This is a genomic window from Nocardioides ginkgobilobae, from assembly GCF_054781275.1.
Genome location: NZ_BAAGUS010000019.1, coordinates 53,449 through 69,658, shown reverse-complemented (window position 1 = coordinate 69,658; position 16,210 = coordinate 53,449). Strand labels below are relative to the sequence as shown.

Here is a 16,210-nt window from a genome sequence, read left to right as displayed (position 1 = left end):
TTCACACCCGATGCCGGCAAAACGCATGCTCATCAACCCGAAGGCGACAATGAACCTATGAGCCAGACACCGGGTGCTCAGGATCCAACCAGCCGCTGATCGCGGCGAGCCTCACCCTGACACTGACCGGAACCTAGCCATCCGGCGGCGGAGCCAATCTCACCCGGTGGCGTGAGACCGGGTCGTCCGGGTCAGCGGCGGTGGACCGCCCAGGCGACCAGCCCGAGCAGCACGATGACGCCGGCGCCGCCACCCAGCAGCAGCCACGGCGGGAGCGGGCCGGCCTCCCGGACGACCGGCATCGGGGAGACCGGCTGCGGACGCCCCTCCCCCGACCCCGGGCGCTCGCGCTCCGGCGCGACCGCAGCCCGCACCTCCCGCGGCAGCGGCACCTCCAGCACGTCGGTGAACTGCCCCTCGGTGGAGACCAGCACCCGCCCGTCGGCGGTGACGGCGATCCCCTCGCCCTGGTCCTGGTCGGGCAGGTCGAGGTCGGCGACCGCGGTCATCGAGGGCCACGCGTAGACCACGGCCCGCCCGTAGCCGCGCACGACCAGGTGCCGTCCGTCGGGCCAGAAGGCGCCGTCGGTGGCGACGGCCAGCGCGTCGGCGACCGGCCGCAGCACGTTGGGCCGGTCGGTGGCGAGCCGCGGCGGCGCGGAGTAGAGGGTGCCGCCGAAGATCTCCTTCGACACCACGTGCAGTCGCCCGGTGGTCGGGTCGACAAGCAGCGTCTCGGCGTCGCGGGGCCCGTCGGCGAAGACGAGCTCGAAGGTCGGGTAGCTCCCGGAGCGGTCGCCGCGACCGACCGGCACCCGCGTCACCGAGATCGAGGACCGGGCCGCGGCGTTGTCGCCGATGTCGCCCACCCACACCTCGCCGGGGCTGCCGGGACCCACAGGACCCGCGGGGGCCAGCGCTTCGACGTCGGTCGGCGACTCCGCGAAGGTCGTCATCCCGACCGTCCGCCCCTCGGGCCCGACGGCGAAGACGCGGCCGGAGTCGCCGGAGTCGTTGACGGTCACCACGAGGTCGTCCAGTGCCACGAGACCGGAGGACTCCACGACGGCCGGGTCGGCGAAGGTCAGCACGACCTGCCCGCGGTCCGCCGAGACGGCCGCGGTCACGCCGCCGGCCAGAAAGGGCAGCGCGACCAGGACGGCGAGCAGCCGGCCCACGACGTTCAGTCCTGCCCGGCAGAGGAGCCAGGAGCGGAGTCGGGAGCGGGGCCCGCAGCGGACCCGGCAGCGGGCTCCGCCGGCAGCCGCCCCAGCAGCTCGCCGAGCCGCGGCCGGAGCTGCCAGGTGGCGACGAGCTCGTCGTACTCCTTCACCACCGAGCCGCCCTTGACCGGCGAGCCGGTGCGCACCGCGCGGAGCATGGTGTTTCGCGGGGTGTGCTCGGACCCGACGAACTCCACCACGTCGACGCGGTAGCCCTGCTGGCGCACGAGCGACGCCCGCAGCGCGTCGGTGAGGGTGTCGGCGAACCGCTCGCGCAGGATGCCGTGCCGGGTGAGCGCGGAGTACGGCGACGGGGTCGGCGAGCGGCGCAGCTGGGCCGCCACGTCGTGGTGGCAGCAGGGCGCGGCGAGGACGACCGGCGCCTCCCAGCCGACCGCCCGGGCGAGCGCGTCGTCGGTGGCGGTGTCGCAGGCGTGCAGCGCGAGCACCACGTCGGGCGCGGGGTCGACGACGACGTCGCCGATGGTGCCGACCGCGAAGGACATCTCCTCGGCGACACCCAGCGAGGAGGCGACCGCACTGTTGTGGTCGGCCGACTGCTGCTTCACGTCGGCACCCACCAGGTGCACCGGCAACCCCCGCACGTGGCTGAGGAAGCGGTGGGCGGCGAAGGTGAGGTAGGCGTTGCCGCAGCCGAGGTCGACGATGCGCAGCGGCTGCTCGGGGGTCGGGCGTCGCAGGTGCCCCGAGGAGCGCGCCTCGCTGATGGTGGCGTCCAGCAGCCGCAGGAACTCCTCGACCTGGCGCAACTTGGCCCGCCGGCTCGGCTTGACCCGGCCCTGCGCGTCGGTCAACCCCAGCGCGGCGTAGACCGGGTCGTCCTCGGGCAGCAGCCGCTGCTTGTCGCGGTCGTGCTCGAGCTCGACGGCGACCGGGGCAGCGCGCTGGGTCGAGTGCAGCAGGGCCTCGCCCTTCTTGGTGACGCGCAGCTGATGGGTGTGGGTCGTGGTCTCGACGTGCCAGTTGCCGAACGGTTCGTCGAACAGCAGCGCGTCCAGCGCCTCCGCCGCGGGCCCGGCCAGCGGGTCGTCGCCGAGCAGGTGGTTGCTCGTGTGCGCCTGCGTCGCGTCGTACGACGTCAGCTGCAGGTGCCGGCCGGCCTTGAGCTCCACGGGGCGGACCTCGACGCGGCGCCAGCGCGGGTCACCGTCGCGGCGGCGGCCCGAGGCGACGGCCCGCACGAGGGTGTCGGGAGCCAGGAGCTCGGCCCGGAGCCGGGCGAGCGCGCGGAGGAGCGGTTCGGCCATGGGTCCTACAGGAAGGAGGCGACGACGACGATCAGCAGCAGCAGCCCCAGCGCCACGGGGATGACGAGGCGGCGGTGCTTGGGGTTCACGACGGCAGCCTAGAAGCCAGCAGCTCGGCGAGGTGCATCGCCGGGACGTCCGCGAGGTCGTCGAGCTGGACCTTGCAGGACATGCCGTCGGCGAGCACGACCGCGTCCGGGTGGGAGCGGATCGTCGGGAGCAGGTGGGTCTCGGCGACGGCCACCGACACCTCGTAGTGCCCCTTCTCCATGCCGAAGTTGCCGGCCAGGCCGCAGCAGCCGGGCACCCTGGTGACGGTGGCGCCGAGCCGCTCGAGCAGCCGCTGGTCGGCGTCCCAGCCCATGACGGCGTGCTGGTGGCAGTGCGGCTGGGCGACGACGGCGACCCCGTCGAGGGAGGGCAGCCGGTCGGGGCCGAGGCCGAGCCGGTCGAGCAGCTCGGCGAAGGTCAGCACGCCCTCGGCGACGATCCCCGCGCCGGGGTGGTCGGTGAGCTCGACCAGGTCGCTGCGCAGGGTCGCGGTGCAGGACGGCTCGAGCCCGAGGACGGGCACGCCGGACTGCACGTAGGGGGCGAGCGTGGCCGCGGTGCGGGTCGCGATCCGGCCCGCCTCGGTGAGCTGCCCGGTGGTGATCCAGGTGAGGCCGCAGCAGGCGTCCTCGTCGATCACCTTCACGGTGAGACCGGCGGACTCGAGCACCCGGATCGCGGCGTGGCCGGAGCCGGGCAGGAAGTGGTCGGTGAAGGAGTCGGCCCACACCCACACGTCGGGGGTCGCGGACGCGAGCCGACCCACGGGTGCCGAGCGGCGCAGCGTGCGGCGCGCGAAGGACGGCAGCGAGCGCCGCTGGTCGACCCCGGCGGTGGCCCGTGCCAGCCGGGCGAACGCCGGCACCTTGAGCGAGGCGTTGACCACGGGAGCGACCGGCGCCGCGAGCGCGGCCCACCGAGGCAGCCGGCCGAGCAGCCGGTGCGAGCGCGGGCGCCGCTGCCCCTCGACGTCGTGCTTCTGGTGCAGCGCCTCGGACTTGTAGGTCGCCATGTCGACGCCGGTCGGGCAGTCCGACGCACAGCCCTTGCAGGCCAGGCAGAGGTCGAGCGCCTCGGAGACGGCCGGGTCCCCGAGCCCGCCGACGAGGGTCCCGTCGAGGGCCTCCTGCAGCACCCGCGAGCGGCCGCGGGTGGAGTCCTTCTCGTCGCGGGTCGCCTGCCACGACGGGCACATGACGCCCTTGCCCTGGCCGCTGACCTGCGGCGCGACGCACTTGCCGACACCGGTGCAGCGGTGCACGGCGTCCCCGAGCGACCCGCCGTCGTGCAGCAGGTTGAGCCGGGTGCGCGGCTCGCGGCGGGGCCGCGCCGGGCGCAGGTGGGCGTCGATCGGGTCGGGGTCGACGAGCACGCCCGGGTTGAGCACGTTCTCGGGGTCGCACACGGCCTTGACGGCACCGAAGAGGCGCAGCGACTCCTCGTCGTACATCGTGGAGAGCAGCTCGGAGCGGGCCCGCCCGTCGCCGTGCTCGCCCGACAGCGAGCCGCCGTGCTCGCGCAGCTTCTCCGCACACGCCAGCAGGAACTCCCGGAACCGCCGCGGCCCCGCGGTGGCGTCGCTCTGCCGGTCGGTGAAGTCGAAGTCGATGCGCACGTGCACGCAGCCGTCGCCGAAGTGGCCGTAGGGCACGCCCTGCAGGTCGTGGCCGGTCAGCAGCTCGTCGAAGTCACGCAGCCAGGCACCCAGCTTCTCGGGCGGCACGGCGGCGTCCTCCCAGCCGGAGTACGCCGGTCGCCCGAGGCTCCGCGCGGCGAGGCCGGCACCGTCCTCGCGGATCCGCCACAGCGCGGCCGTCTCGGCGGGGTCGGTGACGACCCGGTGGCCGAGGGCACCGGACGCGGCGACCAGGCCGCTCTCGAGCGAGGCGTCGAGGTACTCCACGAAGAGGAACCCGGCGCCCCGCGGCAGCTCGGGCACACCACCGCGGGCACGGACCAGCTCGACGATCCGGTCGTCGAGGCCCTCGCAGGCCGTGAGCGGTCCGACCGCGAGCAGCGCCGGCACCGCGTCGGCGGCCTCGGCCATCGACGGGTAGCCCAGCACGAGGAGGTGTCGGGTGACCCGGTCGTCGACCAGACGCACGGTCGCGCCCAGGACCAGGCCGAGGGTGCCCTCCGAACCGGCGAGGAACCGCTCGACCGAGCGGCCGTTCTCGGGCAGCAGGTGCTCCATCGAGTAGCCGCTGACCTGCCGGGTGAACCGGCCGAACTCCGTGCGGACGTGGCCGAGGTGGCCGTCGACCAACGACGCGAGCCCGTCGCCCACCGCCGAGGGTCCCCCCGTCCACACCTCGCCGGTGCCGAACGCGACGTCGAGGCCGACCACGTTGTCCGCGGTCCGGCCGTAGCCCAGCGCCCGCGCCCCGCAGGCGTTGTTGCCGATCATCCCGCCGATCGTGCAGCGGGGATGGGTCGAGGGGTCGGGCCCGAAGCGCAGGCCGTGCGGTGCCGCCGCGCGCTGGAGGACCGCGTGCACGGTGCCCGGCTCGACGGTCGCTGTGCGGGCCTCGGGGTCGATGGCCAGCACACGGTTGAGGTGTCGGCTGGTGTCGACGACGATGCCGGGGCCGACGGCGTTGCCGGCGATCGAGGTGCCGGCCCCGCGCATCGTCAGCGGGGTCCCGGTCTCCCGGGCGACGGCCAGCGTGCCCAGCAGCTCGTCGCGGTCGCGCGGCCGCACCACGACCTGCGGCGGGACGCGGTAGAGCGAGGCGTCGGTGGAGTAGAGCGCGCGCCCCAGGGTCGAGTCGTCGACGTCGCCGGGGCCGCCGATCCCGGCCGCCCGCAGGGCCGCCGCCACGTCACGGGCGGCACCGGCGTCGTGGCCAGAATTCTCCAGGGTCGGCGCGCTCACCGCTCCATTGTCCGGCACCGCCCCAGCCCGCCCCACCCGCGTCCAGGGGAGCCGGGGCGGTGTGGCCCGCGGCACACGGCGTACGACGGGATCCCGCCGGTCGAGGTGCGAGCGCAGCGAGCCACGAGACCCCTCACCAGTGGTGCATCGACCCCCGGAACACCCCGGCCAGGTCCTCGGCGGTGATCTCGCGCGGGGCGGTGGCGAGCAGCCGCTGCTGCTTGAGCGCGCCCTCGACCAGGTCGTCCACGTCGGAGTCGAGGTAGCCCACCTCGGCCAGCCCGCTGGGGATGCCGACGTCGCGCATGAGCGAGGTCAGGACCCCGGGCAGCACGTCGGGCCCGGTGCCGGTCACCGACGGGTCGAGCAGCCGGGCCGCCTCGAGGTGCCGCTCCGGGGAGGCCTCGAAGGTGAGGCGGAACGCCTCCGGCGCGGTCAGCACCACGGCCATGCCGTGCGGCACGATCGCCTCCTCCTGGGGGTAGCCGGCGGGCCGGTAGTCGCGGACGCGCCCGGCGATCGGGTAGGCGTTGGCGTGCGGCACGTGCACCCCGGCGTTGCCGAAGCCCAGCCCGGCGAAGGTCGCGGCGAGCGCCATCTGCTCGCGGGCCACGACGTCGCTCCCGTCGGCCACCGCCTGCCTGAAGGAACCTGCCAGGAGCGACATCGCCCTGGTCGCCCACAGGTCGGCGATCGGGTTGGCGCCGCAGTAGGGGACGCGCTGCTCGGGGGTCTTGGCGTCGAAGTCGGCGAACCACTTCGCGGTCCAGCTCTCCAGCGCGTGGCACAGGATGTCCATGCCGGCCGCGGCGGTCACCATCGGCGGCTGTCCCATCGTCAGAGCGGGGTCCACCACCGCCATGGTCGGGCGCAGTGCCGGGTGGCTGATCCCGGTCTTGACGTGCAGCGACAGCACGTCGAGCACGCAGATGGTCGTCGACTCCGAACCGGTGCCGGTCGTCGTGGGCACCGCCACGAGCGGGAGCAGCCGGTTGACCGGCGCCTGCGCGCGGCCCACGGGCGCGTTGAGGTAGTCCATGAGCTCGCCTGGGTTGGTCGTCAGCAGGTTCACGGCCTTCGCGGTGTCGATCGAGGAGCCGCCCCCGACGGCGAGCACCGCGTCGAAGGGGCCGGCGTCGCGCGCGAACGCGATCGCGTGCTCCATCGAGGCATCCGTGGGCTCGACGTGCACCCCGTCGTACGTCGTCACCTCGAGGCCGCGGGCTCGGACCTGCTCCGCGATCCGCTCGGGGTGGCCGGTCGCCGCGACCCCGGGGTCGGTGACCAGCAGGACCCGGCGGGCACCCAGCGCGGCCAGGTCGTGCCCGAGCTCGGCGGAGGCCCCGGAGCCGAACTTCAAGGCGGGCGCGGCGTAGGTAAAGACGGTCTCGCTCATGCGCCCACCGTAGGCCCCGGACGTGCGTACCATCCCGACCAGCGGTCGGGCGCTGCTCGCGGCGTCGCGGGTGGCGATCGCCGGGGGGACGGAGGCGTCGTGGGAGCCGGGGGGCTGGGGCTGGAACGGGAGCGGTCTGCCGGCCGCGCCCGCGGAGGCGGCGCGCTGCTGCTCGTCCTGCTGCTGCTCACCACCGTCGGCGCCGCCGCCGCCGGCACCTGGTGGGCGCTGCGCGACGACGTCCCCGCCAGCACCGCCGCGGAGCCGGTGGTGCGCGACGGTGAGCTCGTCGACGCCCGCACCGGCGACCCGTGGGTCCCCCACGGGGTGGTCTGGGGCAGCTTCGAGACCGCGTGCGCGCAGGGCTGGGGCTACTCCGCGCTCGACACGCTGGCCGATCCGGGTCGCGCGGGCGGCGACGGGGGCGGCGGGGTGGGCGACGCCGGCGAGGACGAGCGGGAGGCGGCGGCCGCGGCGCAGGCCGACGTGCTGGCCACGTGGGCGGTCGACACCGTGCGGCTGCCGCTCAACCAGGACTGCTGGCTCGGCACCCGCGGCGCACCGGTGAGCGACGACTTCGCCGCACGCACCCCGGCGGGCTACCGCGCGGCCGTCGACACCTTCGTCGAGGCGCTCAACGCCCGCGGCATGGTCGTCGTGCTCACGCTCCACTCCCGCAAGCGGATCGGCAGTCCCGAGGCCGGCAGCCTCGCGATGCCCGACTCGGAGTCGCTGGCGTTCTGGCGCGCGGTGGCCGCAAGGTACGCCGAGCGGCCGTCGGTCCTCTTCGAGGCCTTCCACGAGCCGCACTCGCGCGAGGACGCCGCCGGCCGCCGGGTGCTCGACCTGGACTGGGCGTGCTGGCGCGACGGCGGCTGCCGAGCCCCGGTCGAGGACGAGGGTGTCCCGGTCGCGGCCGGCGGACCGACGTACGACGCGCAGGGGATGGCCGACGTCGTCGCGGCCATCCGCCGTGCCGGGGCCGACCAGCCGGTGCTGCTGCCCGGGCCCGACCGGGCGCGGGACCTCTCCGCGTGGCGGCAGTGGGCCCCCGACGACGACCAGCTGGTCGCGACCGTCCACGTGGGCTCCCCCGCCACCACCGCCGGCACGCCGGGCGCGGCCTCCGACGAGCCGGGCTGCGGCCCCGCCTGCTGGCGGGAGGTGCTGGCGCCGCTGGCCGACCAGGTACCCCTGCTCACCACCGAGCTGGGCCCCGGCGAGCAGCTGCCCGGGACCGCCGCCCTGCACCTGCGGTGGGCCGCCGACCACGGCGTCGGGGTGCTGACGCGCAGCTGGGTCGAGCGGCCGGGCGATCCCGAGGCCCTGGTCGAGGACCTGTCAGGTCGCCCCACTGCCTGGGGCGAGCTGGTGCGAGCATGGCTCGAGCCGGACCCACCCGGGCCCTCGAACGGGACCTGAGGGGCTTCCGACCCCTCTCCAGCCGTCCTCCGAGGGGCCACCCGCACCTGTTACCGAGACGTGGAGGTGCTGTTCCTCCCAGTAGGAGACCCCATCCCTAACGTCGAGGACACAGGGTGCGCGCGAGGTGTGCCCGAGCCGGACCGGGGGAGTTCCGATGGCGGTGCAGACGACGTCGCGGAGCGGCGGCAAGAGCGTGGGCTCGGCCGTGCTGGGCGTCCTGCTCACCCTCACGATCTTCGTGCTGACCTTCGTCGGGTTCCTCCTCGCGCCGCTGGCGCTGCTGCTCGTCGCCTTCCTCGTCTGGACGGTCGTGCGGCCGCGCCAGGGTGGAGAGCAGCCGACCGCCGCGCCGGCCGACGGGACCGACCAGCCGGAGGCCGGCCACCGCGGCCGGTCCGCCACCGACTTCGGGGCGGGTGCGCGATGACCACCGACACCGAGCGCGGCCCGGAGGGCGCCAGGACCCTCGGCGAGACCACCCCTCCGCGTCTCGGCGAGGGCGTCGACGCCGACCTCGCGGGCCTGCTGCCCGAGGGCCTGTGCCGCACCTTCCGGGTCCTGCCGTACGCCGTCGTCGACGGCACCGTCCTGGTGGCTGCGGCCGACGCGGACGACGAGATCACCCGGACCGTCGTCGAGGATCGGATCGACGGACCCGTGCTGCTGGTGCGGCACACCGCGATGGAGATCGTCAGCGCGATCGACGCGGTCCGGCCGCCGATCGACGAGCAGGTCGAGTCCCCCGAGGCCCGCCGCGCCCGCATCCAGGTCTCGCAGATGCTCACGCGCAGCGGGCTGGTCACGACCGAGCAGCTCCAGCGCGCCACCGTCGAGTACTCCCGCACCGGCGACCCGATCGGCGACATCCTGGTCGCCCACGGCGCCATCACCGAGGACGTCCTGGTCGCGGCCCTCTCCGAGCTCCACCAGGTCCAGCGGGTCGGCCTCACCGATGTCGAGCCGGACCTCGAGGTCGCCCGCCGGCTGCCCGAGCCGCTCGCGCAGTCCCTGCAGGTGCTGCCGGTCGCCGAGGCCGGGGACGACGGCACCGTGCTGCTGGCGGTCGGACGCCTGCTCGCGCCCGAGGACCTCGAGCGGGTCCAGGAGGCCCTGGACCGTCCGGTCCGGCAGCTGCTGGCCAACCGCACCGACCTCGACCAGCTGATCCAGCGCGTGCACTCCGAGCACTACGCCGACGTCTCCACCCACCTGCTGATGGAGAGCACCCCGGAGTCCTCCGCGCACGTCGTCATCGCTCCCACGCAGAAGGCCGTGCTCGTCATGGCGCTGCTCGCGGTGCTGGTCTGCGGCGTCATCTGGCCGATGGGCACCCTGGTCGGCCTGGTCGGGGCCGCCAGTGCGGCCTACCTCTTCGTCTCCGTCTACAAGTTCCGCCTCACCCTGCGCGCGCTCGGCACCCACCTGGAGACCGACGTGAACCCGGAGGAGATCGCCGCGCTGGACGAGCGGGAGCTGCCCGTCTACACGATCCTCGTCCCGCTCTACAAGGAGGCCGGGATCGTGGCCCGCCTGGTGCGCGACATCAACGCCCTCGACTACCCGCGGACCCGGCTGGACGTGAAGCTGCTCTGCGAGGAGGACGACACCGAGACGATCGACAAGATCCGCTCGATGCGGCTTCCCCCGCACTTCCACCTGGTCGTCGTGCCGGACAGCCAGCCGAAGACCAAGCCCAAGGCCTGCAACTACGGCCTCCAGCTCTCGCACGGTGACTTCTGCGTCATCTTCGACGCCGAGGACCGCCCGGACCCCGACCAGCTGAAGAAGGCGGTCGTCGCCTTCTCCCGGGTCCCGCCCGAGGTCGCGTGCATCCAGGCCAAGCTCAACCACTTCAACCAGGACCAGAACATGCTGACGGCCTGGTTCGCCAACGAGTACTCCATGCACTTCGAGCTGGTGCTGCCGGCGATGGGCGCCTCGGGGTCGCCGATCCCGCTGGGCGGCACCTCCAACCACTTCGTCACCTCTGTCCTGCGCGACCTCGGCGCCTGGGACCCCTTCAACGTGACCGAGGACGCCGACCTCGGCATCCGGCTGCACCGCGAGGGCTACCGCACCGCGATGATCGACTCCACGACGCTGGAGGAGGCCAACTCCCAGGTCGGCAACTGGATCCGCCAGCGCTCGCGCTGGAACAAGGGCTACTTCCAGACCTGGCTGGTGCACATGCGCCACCCCTTCCAGCTGCTCTCCGAGACCGGGCTGCGCGGGTTCCTCTCGTTCAACCTCACGATGGGCAGCGCCTTCGTGCTGCTGATGAACCCGGTCTTCTGGGCGCTCACGACCCTCTACGTCCTCACGCAGGCCGGCTTCATCCAGCAGCTCTTCCCGGGCCTGGTGTTCTACGCCGCGAGCGCGATGCTCTTCGTCGGCAACTTCGTCTTCGTCTACCTCAACGTCGCGGGCAGCCTGCAGCGCGGCGAGTTCGGCATCACCCGCACGGCCCTGCTGTCGCCCCTCTACTGGGGCTTGATGAGCTGGGCGGCCTGGAAGGGCTTCATCCAGCTCTTCACCAACCCGTTCTACTGGGAGAAGACCGAGCACGGCCTCGACGAGGAGTCGTCATGACCGAGCAGCAGGTCCGGGTCGAGCCCGCCCCCACCGACCGGGTCCACGTCGAGAAGGCCCCGCGGCGGGTCGTCACCAACGCCGAGCGCCTGGCCGGCGTCGTGCAGGCCGTCGGCCGCCGCCCCGCCGACATCGAGCGCCGCCGCTGGGAGAGCATCGGCGTCTTCGCCTTCTTCCTGGTGGCCTGGACGCTCTTCGGCCACTGGCTGGTCGTCGGCAAGCACGTCGTGGGCTTCGAGACCCTCGACCGGCTCAACCGCGCGCTCATGGTCTGGCACAACGACCCGCCCAAGCTCTCCGCGCTCGGCTTCGACTACCCGCCGCTGGCCACGCTCCTCGTCACGCCGCTCACGCTCTTCTCCGACCTGGCGCGCAACCTCGCGATCGTGCCGCTGACCTCCGCGGTCCCCGCCGCCTTCACCATGGTCGTGCTCAACACGATGATGCGCCGCGCCGGCGTCCTCGCCCCCCTGCGCCTGAGCCTCCTCGTCGCGCTCGGCGCCAACCCGCTCGTCGCCCTGTACGCCGCCGGCGGAGGCCGCCAGTTCATCTGGCTGTGCTTCGTGGTGGCCGCCCTCGGGGCCCTGGTCGCGTGGTACGTCACCGCCGACATCCGCTTCGTCATGATCGCCGGGCTCTCGTTCTCGGTCGCGGCGCTGGCGGGCTACTCCAGCCTGCTGTGGTTCGTCGTGGGCGCGGTCATGGTGGGCGCGATCCTGGCGAGGCTCGGCGCCGACGGCACCGAGGTCGAGGGCACGACCGTCGGGTTCGCCTCGCCCACCGTCTACGTCATCGCCCTGTGGACCGCCTTCAACCTGCTGCTGCTCGGCAACCCGTTCGCGTGGATCACCGACAGCAGCGACGCCCTCGGCGGCGCCAGCGTGGAGCAGTTCTCGCTCCTGGGCCTGGCGCAGTGGACCGGCGCGCTGGTCCTGTACGGAGCACCGCTGGCGATCGTGGTGCTGCCTGCCCTGCTCTTCGTCGGCCTGTCCCGAGGCAACACCCTGGCCCTGTGGCTGGCCGTCGTCCTCGCCGTCACGGTGCTCGCACCGGCCGGCGCCGTGGTGCTGCACCTGACCGACAGCCCGATGGTGATGCGCAACGCGCTGCCGATCCTGCTGGTCTCGGTGATCGGGGCGATCTGGCTGGCCCGCTCGGCGGGCAGCAGCGCGACGCTCGTGAGCGCGCTGGTCGTGGTCGGGCTGCTGGTGAGCATCCCGTGGACCTTCCAGGGCATGAAGACCTACAAGTACCAGAACCTCGAGTCGACCTTCGCCGCCGCCGTGTCCACCGGGCAGAGCCAGGAGGGCACCCGCACGCTCTCCGGCCAGGCGGTCGGCATCGTCGACGAGCAGGCGATGGCGGCCTGGATCCGCGACAACGTGACCCGCCAGGGCTCGATCCTCACCGACAACGCCCAGACCTACGCCGTCATGCTCTTCACCGGACGGCCGGACCTCTTCTTCGACCGGGTCGACCGGTCCGACGGCCCGTGGCTGGAGGCGGCCCGCAACCCGGTCGAGCACGTCGACTACCTGCTCCTCTCGACCGACACCTCGCGGGACCTGCTCAGCCAGGTCTACCCCGTGGCAGCCGAGGGCCGGGACCCCGCGCTCACGACGATCTACACGACCGCGCGCTACACGCTGGTCGCGGTGCCGGCGGGCTTCACCCCCGACCGCGACGTCGCCGACTCCGTGGACGAGCTGGAGTCGGCACCCGTCATCGCCCCGGCGCAGGGCCGCACCGGCGACGGGACCGGCGACGGCCAGGACCCCCGTGAGAACCCTGCGCAGCAGCGCCAGGGCGCCGCCACCGGTGCTGGTGGAGGCGGGACCGACGACGTGCAGCTGGAGGTGCAGCCGTGATCGACCAGGACCTGGCCATCGAGCCGCCGCCCTCGCTGGAGGCGATCCTGTCGCACCGCGAGCGGATCGGCCGCGTCGACTTCACCCACCGCCTCGTGGCAGCTCCCCCGCCCCCGCCCGAGCAGGGCGGGGAGATGAGCGAGGGCGACCCCGCAGACCAGGGCCCGCAGGGTCCTGAGGGCTCCGAGGAGTCCCCCGACGTGACCCCCGAGGTCACCGACCCGGGCGCCGAGGACGCGGAGGACGACGTGCCGGACGACGTGCCGGGCGACGGGGCGCGCGAGGACGCCGGCGCGGACGACGTGGCGGACGAGGACGCCGGCTCCGGCGCCGACGAGCTGCCGGTCGAGCACGCCGCTGAGCACCCCGCCGTGCAGACCGACGCGCGCGTGGAGCAGCAGGACCCCGACGACTTCCTGCTCGCCCCGCCCGCGGACGACTCCCCCGCGGCACACGCCCGCACCGAGGCGTCGGCGCAGGTCGCGGCCCTGCTCTCGCTCGTGCCGGCCGAGGACGTGGACACCGTCACCGAGGACGTCACCGAGGTCGTCGAGGGCGTGCTGGCCCGCATCCGCGAGGTCCAGTCGGCGACCCTGGCCCACCTCGAGGCGATCGAGGTCGAGGCCGCCCTGCGCTGCGAGATGCTCACGGCGCAGGCCGAACTCGACGCCGAGCTGATCCGCCTGCACGCCCGCCGCGAGGCCCACGCCATCCTCGCGGCCGCCCGCGCCCGCTCGGGGATGCCGCCCGCGGCCCCCGACGACGTACGCCGCCTGGAGCACCTCGCCGGCACCGCCTCGCGCTTCGTCGAGTCCCTCGAGGGGCCCGACGCGCCCCGCTCCTCCGACCACCCGTTCCTGCCATGAGCACGCCGCACGCCGCCCCCGGTCCCCGCCCCGACGCCGACCGCCGGCGCCCGGCACGCGCGACCACACGTCCCGCCCGGGCGACGGGGGCCACCGCGCTGGCAGCCGTGCTGGCTCTGGGCCTGGCCGCCTGCGGCGACGACGCGCCGCAGCAGTCGGGTCGCACCCCCGCTGCCGAGGTGACCGTCACCGCGGGCACCGTCGAGGAGACCGGTGGCGTGGTCCTGGCCGAGGAGCGGCTCTTCTCCGAGGACTCCCCGTGGAACCAGCGCGTCGACGCCGCCCCGGTGGACCCCGACTCCGACCGGATGATCGACCGCGCGCAGTACCGCATCGGCGTGGTCGAGGACGCCACCGGCGTCCGCACGGTCCCGCGCCGGATCGACGACCCGCTCTACATCAACACCGAGGCCTGGACCGTGCCCGTGGTGGCAGGTGGCGAGCCGACCGCCGTCGTGTGCCGGCAGGACCAGTGCGGCGACGGCGACGACACCGTCACCCTCACGATCCCCTCCGACATCGACCCCGACCCGCGCTACGACGGCTGGTTCACCATCGTCGACGCGAGCGAGGACGTGGCCTACGACCTGTGGCGGGCCCGCCGCGAGGACGACGGCTCGATCTCCTACCACTACATGAAGCGCTGGGCGCTCGACGGACCCGGCTACCAGGAGCCCGGCCAGGTGTCGGCCCGCGGCTCGGGCCTGCCGCTCTTCGGCGGGCTGATCCGCCCCCGTGAGCTCGAGGCCGGCCTGATCGAGCACGCCCTGGCGATCAGCATCCCGGGCCCGGCCCAGGGCTCGTTCGTGCAGCCCGCGTCCTCGACCGACGGCAACGGCGAGGTCACCTCGGTGCCGGAGGGAGCCCGCATCCGGCTCCGTGCCGACGTCGTGCCGGAGCGCCCCCGCGACCCCCGCACCGGGAAGCTCATCGCGTTGACCGCGCAGCAGCAGCGCCTGGCCGACGCCATCGTCCTGACCCTGCGCACCTACGGCGCCATCGTGGTCGACCGCGCGGAGGTCCCGACGCTCTACGCCCAGCGCGACGTCACCGCAGGACTCATCAACGGCAACGAGCTGCAGGGGCTGACCCTCGACGACTTCGAGGTCGTCGAGCTCGGCCCGCGCTACGACTACCCGCCGATGGAGCGGAGGAGGAACCGATGAGCACCCGGATCCCCGGCCGCTCCGCCCGGATCGCCGCCCCGCTCCTCGCGCTGGGCCTGCTGGCGGGCTGCTCGGAGCAGCCGGCGCAGGAGGCCAGCGACATCGTGGCCGACGCCCAGGCCCAGGACTACGAGGCCGACCGGGCCGAGAGCGCGCGGGTCCGTGCCGCCTACCGGGACCTGCCCCAGCCCGTCGCCGGCGTGGTGCTCATCAGCGGCAACCGCGGCTCGCTGACCCCGGACGAGGTCGTGGCGTTCGGCCAGAGCGGCACCGCCACCGACGTACGTCTCTCGTACGACGGCGAGGACGCCGCCTTCGCGGCGCTGTGCCGCGGGGAGATCGACGTCGTCGACTCCTCCCGCACCGTCAGCGAGGCCGAGCTCGAGGCGTGCCGACGCGTGGGCCTGGACCTGGTCCAGCTCCAGGTCGCCTCCGACGCCGTCGTCGTCGCCACCAAGAACGAGTCCGACGTGGGCGGCGACTGCCTGAGCACCGACCAGGTGCGCGAGGTCTACCGGGCCGGCTCCCCCGTCACCCGCTGGTCCCAGCTGGGCGGCGGGTACGACGACGTCCCGCTGCACGTCGCGGGGCCGGACCCGGAGAACAACGCCTTCTCGTTCTTCGGCCAGTACGTCCTCGACGCACCCGAGCCGTCGCTGACCAACCTGCGCTCGGACTACAAGGCCTTCGACACCGACCAGGGCTCCCGGCTCTTCGTCGTGGGCCGCGACCGCGACGAGCTGCTCGCCGCCCAGCTGCGCGACCGCACCCGGCGCCGCGACCTCGCCAAGGCCGAGCTCGAGACACAGTGGCAGGTCGTCAACGACGCCCGTGCCGAGGTCGAGGAGGCGTCCGCTGAGGTCGAGAAGGGCATCCGCGACCAGCGGCCGCTGGCCACGCAGCGGGCCGACCAGGAGCGCAAGGACCGCGCCTGGGAGGCGCTCAGCCTGGCCCAGGCCCGGATGCGGGAGCTGGAGGCGCGCAAGCGTGGGCTCACCGTCGTCTGGGAGCGGTCGGTCCGGGCCCGCGAGCGCCTCCAGCGCGCCCGCGGCAACGTCGCCTACTTCCGCTTCAGCTACTACGAGCTCTTCGAGGAGCAGCTGCGCCCCTTCGAGGTGACCCTGCCGCCGGGCGAGGGCGCCGAGCGCAGCTGCATCTTCCCGAGCCAGCAGACGATCACCAGCGGCGAGTACCCCCTCGCCCGCCGGCTCCTGCTCACCACCACGGTGCGCTCGCTCGAGCGGCCCGAGGTCCAGGAGTTCCTCCTGCACTACCTCGACAACGCCGAGGACCAGGCCACCCGGGCCCGCCTCGTCTCCGTCCCCGCGGCCGACGTGGCCACCCAGCGAGCCTGGGTCACCGACCGCGAGGAACCGGTCCTCGTCACCCTCGACCCCGCCCCCGTCCTCTCCGCCGAGGGCGACGGCGAGTCCACGACGCTCCAACCGGCCCGATGATCGGCGCACGCAGGATCCGCGCACGC

At 74.0% G+C, this 16,210-nt stretch carries 11 protein-coding genes; 7 read left to right on the top strand and 4 right to left on the bottom strand.

Translation table 11 applies throughout. From position 1 onward, the window contains the following. Window positions 1-191: 191 nt before the first annotated feature. The 4 genes from ACYVID_RS15850 to ACYVID_RS15835 form a co-directional block, all read right to left on the bottom strand. Window positions 192-1,178 (bottom strand): hypothetical protein, encoded by a 987-nt coding sequence (locus ACYVID_RS15850; RefSeq protein WP_460738673.1) that lies wholly within the window; start codon window positions 1,176-1,178, stop codon window positions 192-194. Window positions 1,179-1,183: 5 nt separating this feature from the next. Further along, window positions 1,184-2,491, bottom strand: a complete 1,308-nt coding sequence (locus tag ACYVID_RS15845; RefSeq protein ID WP_460738671.1) for a class I SAM-dependent methyltransferase — start codon at window positions 2,489-2,491, stop codon at window positions 1,184-1,186. An 85-nt stretch (window positions 2,492-2,576) separates the two neighbouring features. Next, window positions 2,577-5,417, bottom strand: a complete 2,841-nt coding sequence (locus ACYVID_RS15840) for an FAD-binding and (Fe-S)-binding domain-containing protein (RefSeq protein WP_460738669.1) — start codon at window positions 5,415-5,417, stop codon at window positions 2,577-2,579. A gap of 133 nt (window positions 5,418-5,550) precedes the next feature. Further along, a complete protein-coding gene (locus tag ACYVID_RS15835; protein WP_460738667.1) occupies window positions 5,551-6,813 on the bottom strand; it encodes a hydroxyacid-oxoacid transhydrogenase in 1,263 nt (420 codons plus the stop codon). 99 nt (window positions 6,814-6,912) lie between these two features. Between ACYVID_RS15835 and ACYVID_RS15830 the strand changes: the two genes are divergently transcribed. The 7 genes from ACYVID_RS15830 (at window position 6,913) to ACYVID_RS15800 (ending at window position 16,184) form a co-directional block, all read left to right on the top strand. After that, a complete protein-coding gene (locus ACYVID_RS15830) occupies window positions 6,913-8,235 on the top strand; it encodes a glycoside hydrolase family 5 protein (protein ID WP_460738665.1) in 1,323 nt (440 codons plus the stop codon). 157 nt (window positions 8,236-8,392) lie between these two features. After that, complete coding sequence (locus ACYVID_RS15825) at window positions 8,393-8,665, top strand: hypothetical protein (RefSeq protein ID WP_460738663.1); 273 nt, start codon at window positions 8,393-8,395, stop codon at window positions 8,663-8,665. Next, a complete protein-coding gene (locus ACYVID_RS15820) occupies window positions 8,662-10,827 on the top strand; it encodes a glycosyltransferase (protein ID WP_460738661.1) in 2,166 nt (721 codons plus the stop codon). The genes ACYVID_RS15825 and ACYVID_RS15820 overlap by 4 nt, the downstream gene beginning before the upstream one ends. Next, complete coding sequence (locus ACYVID_RS15815) at window positions 10,824-12,695, top strand: hypothetical protein (protein WP_460738659.1); 1,872 nt, start codon at window positions 10,824-10,826, stop codon at window positions 12,693-12,695. The genes ACYVID_RS15820 and ACYVID_RS15815 overlap by 4 nt, the downstream gene beginning before the upstream one ends. Next, on the top strand, window positions 12,692-13,561 hold the full coding sequence (locus ACYVID_RS15810) for a hypothetical protein (RefSeq protein ID WP_460738658.1): 870 nt from the start codon (window positions 12,692-12,694) through the stop codon (window positions 13,559-13,561). The genes ACYVID_RS15815 and ACYVID_RS15810 overlap by 4 nt, the downstream gene beginning before the upstream one ends. Next, window positions 13,558-14,727, top strand: a complete 1,170-nt coding sequence (locus ACYVID_RS15805; RefSeq protein WP_460738656.1) for a hypothetical protein — start codon at window positions 13,558-13,560, stop codon at window positions 14,725-14,727. The genes ACYVID_RS15810 and ACYVID_RS15805 overlap by 4 nt, the downstream gene beginning before the upstream one ends. Further along, window positions 14,724-16,184, top strand: a complete 1,461-nt coding sequence (locus tag ACYVID_RS15800; RefSeq protein WP_460738654.1) for a PstS family phosphate ABC transporter substrate-binding protein — start codon at window positions 14,724-14,726, stop codon at window positions 16,182-16,184. Before ACYVID_RS15805 ends, ACYVID_RS15800 begins: the two co-directional genes overlap by 4 nt. Window positions 16,185-16,210: the final 26 nt, after the last annotated feature.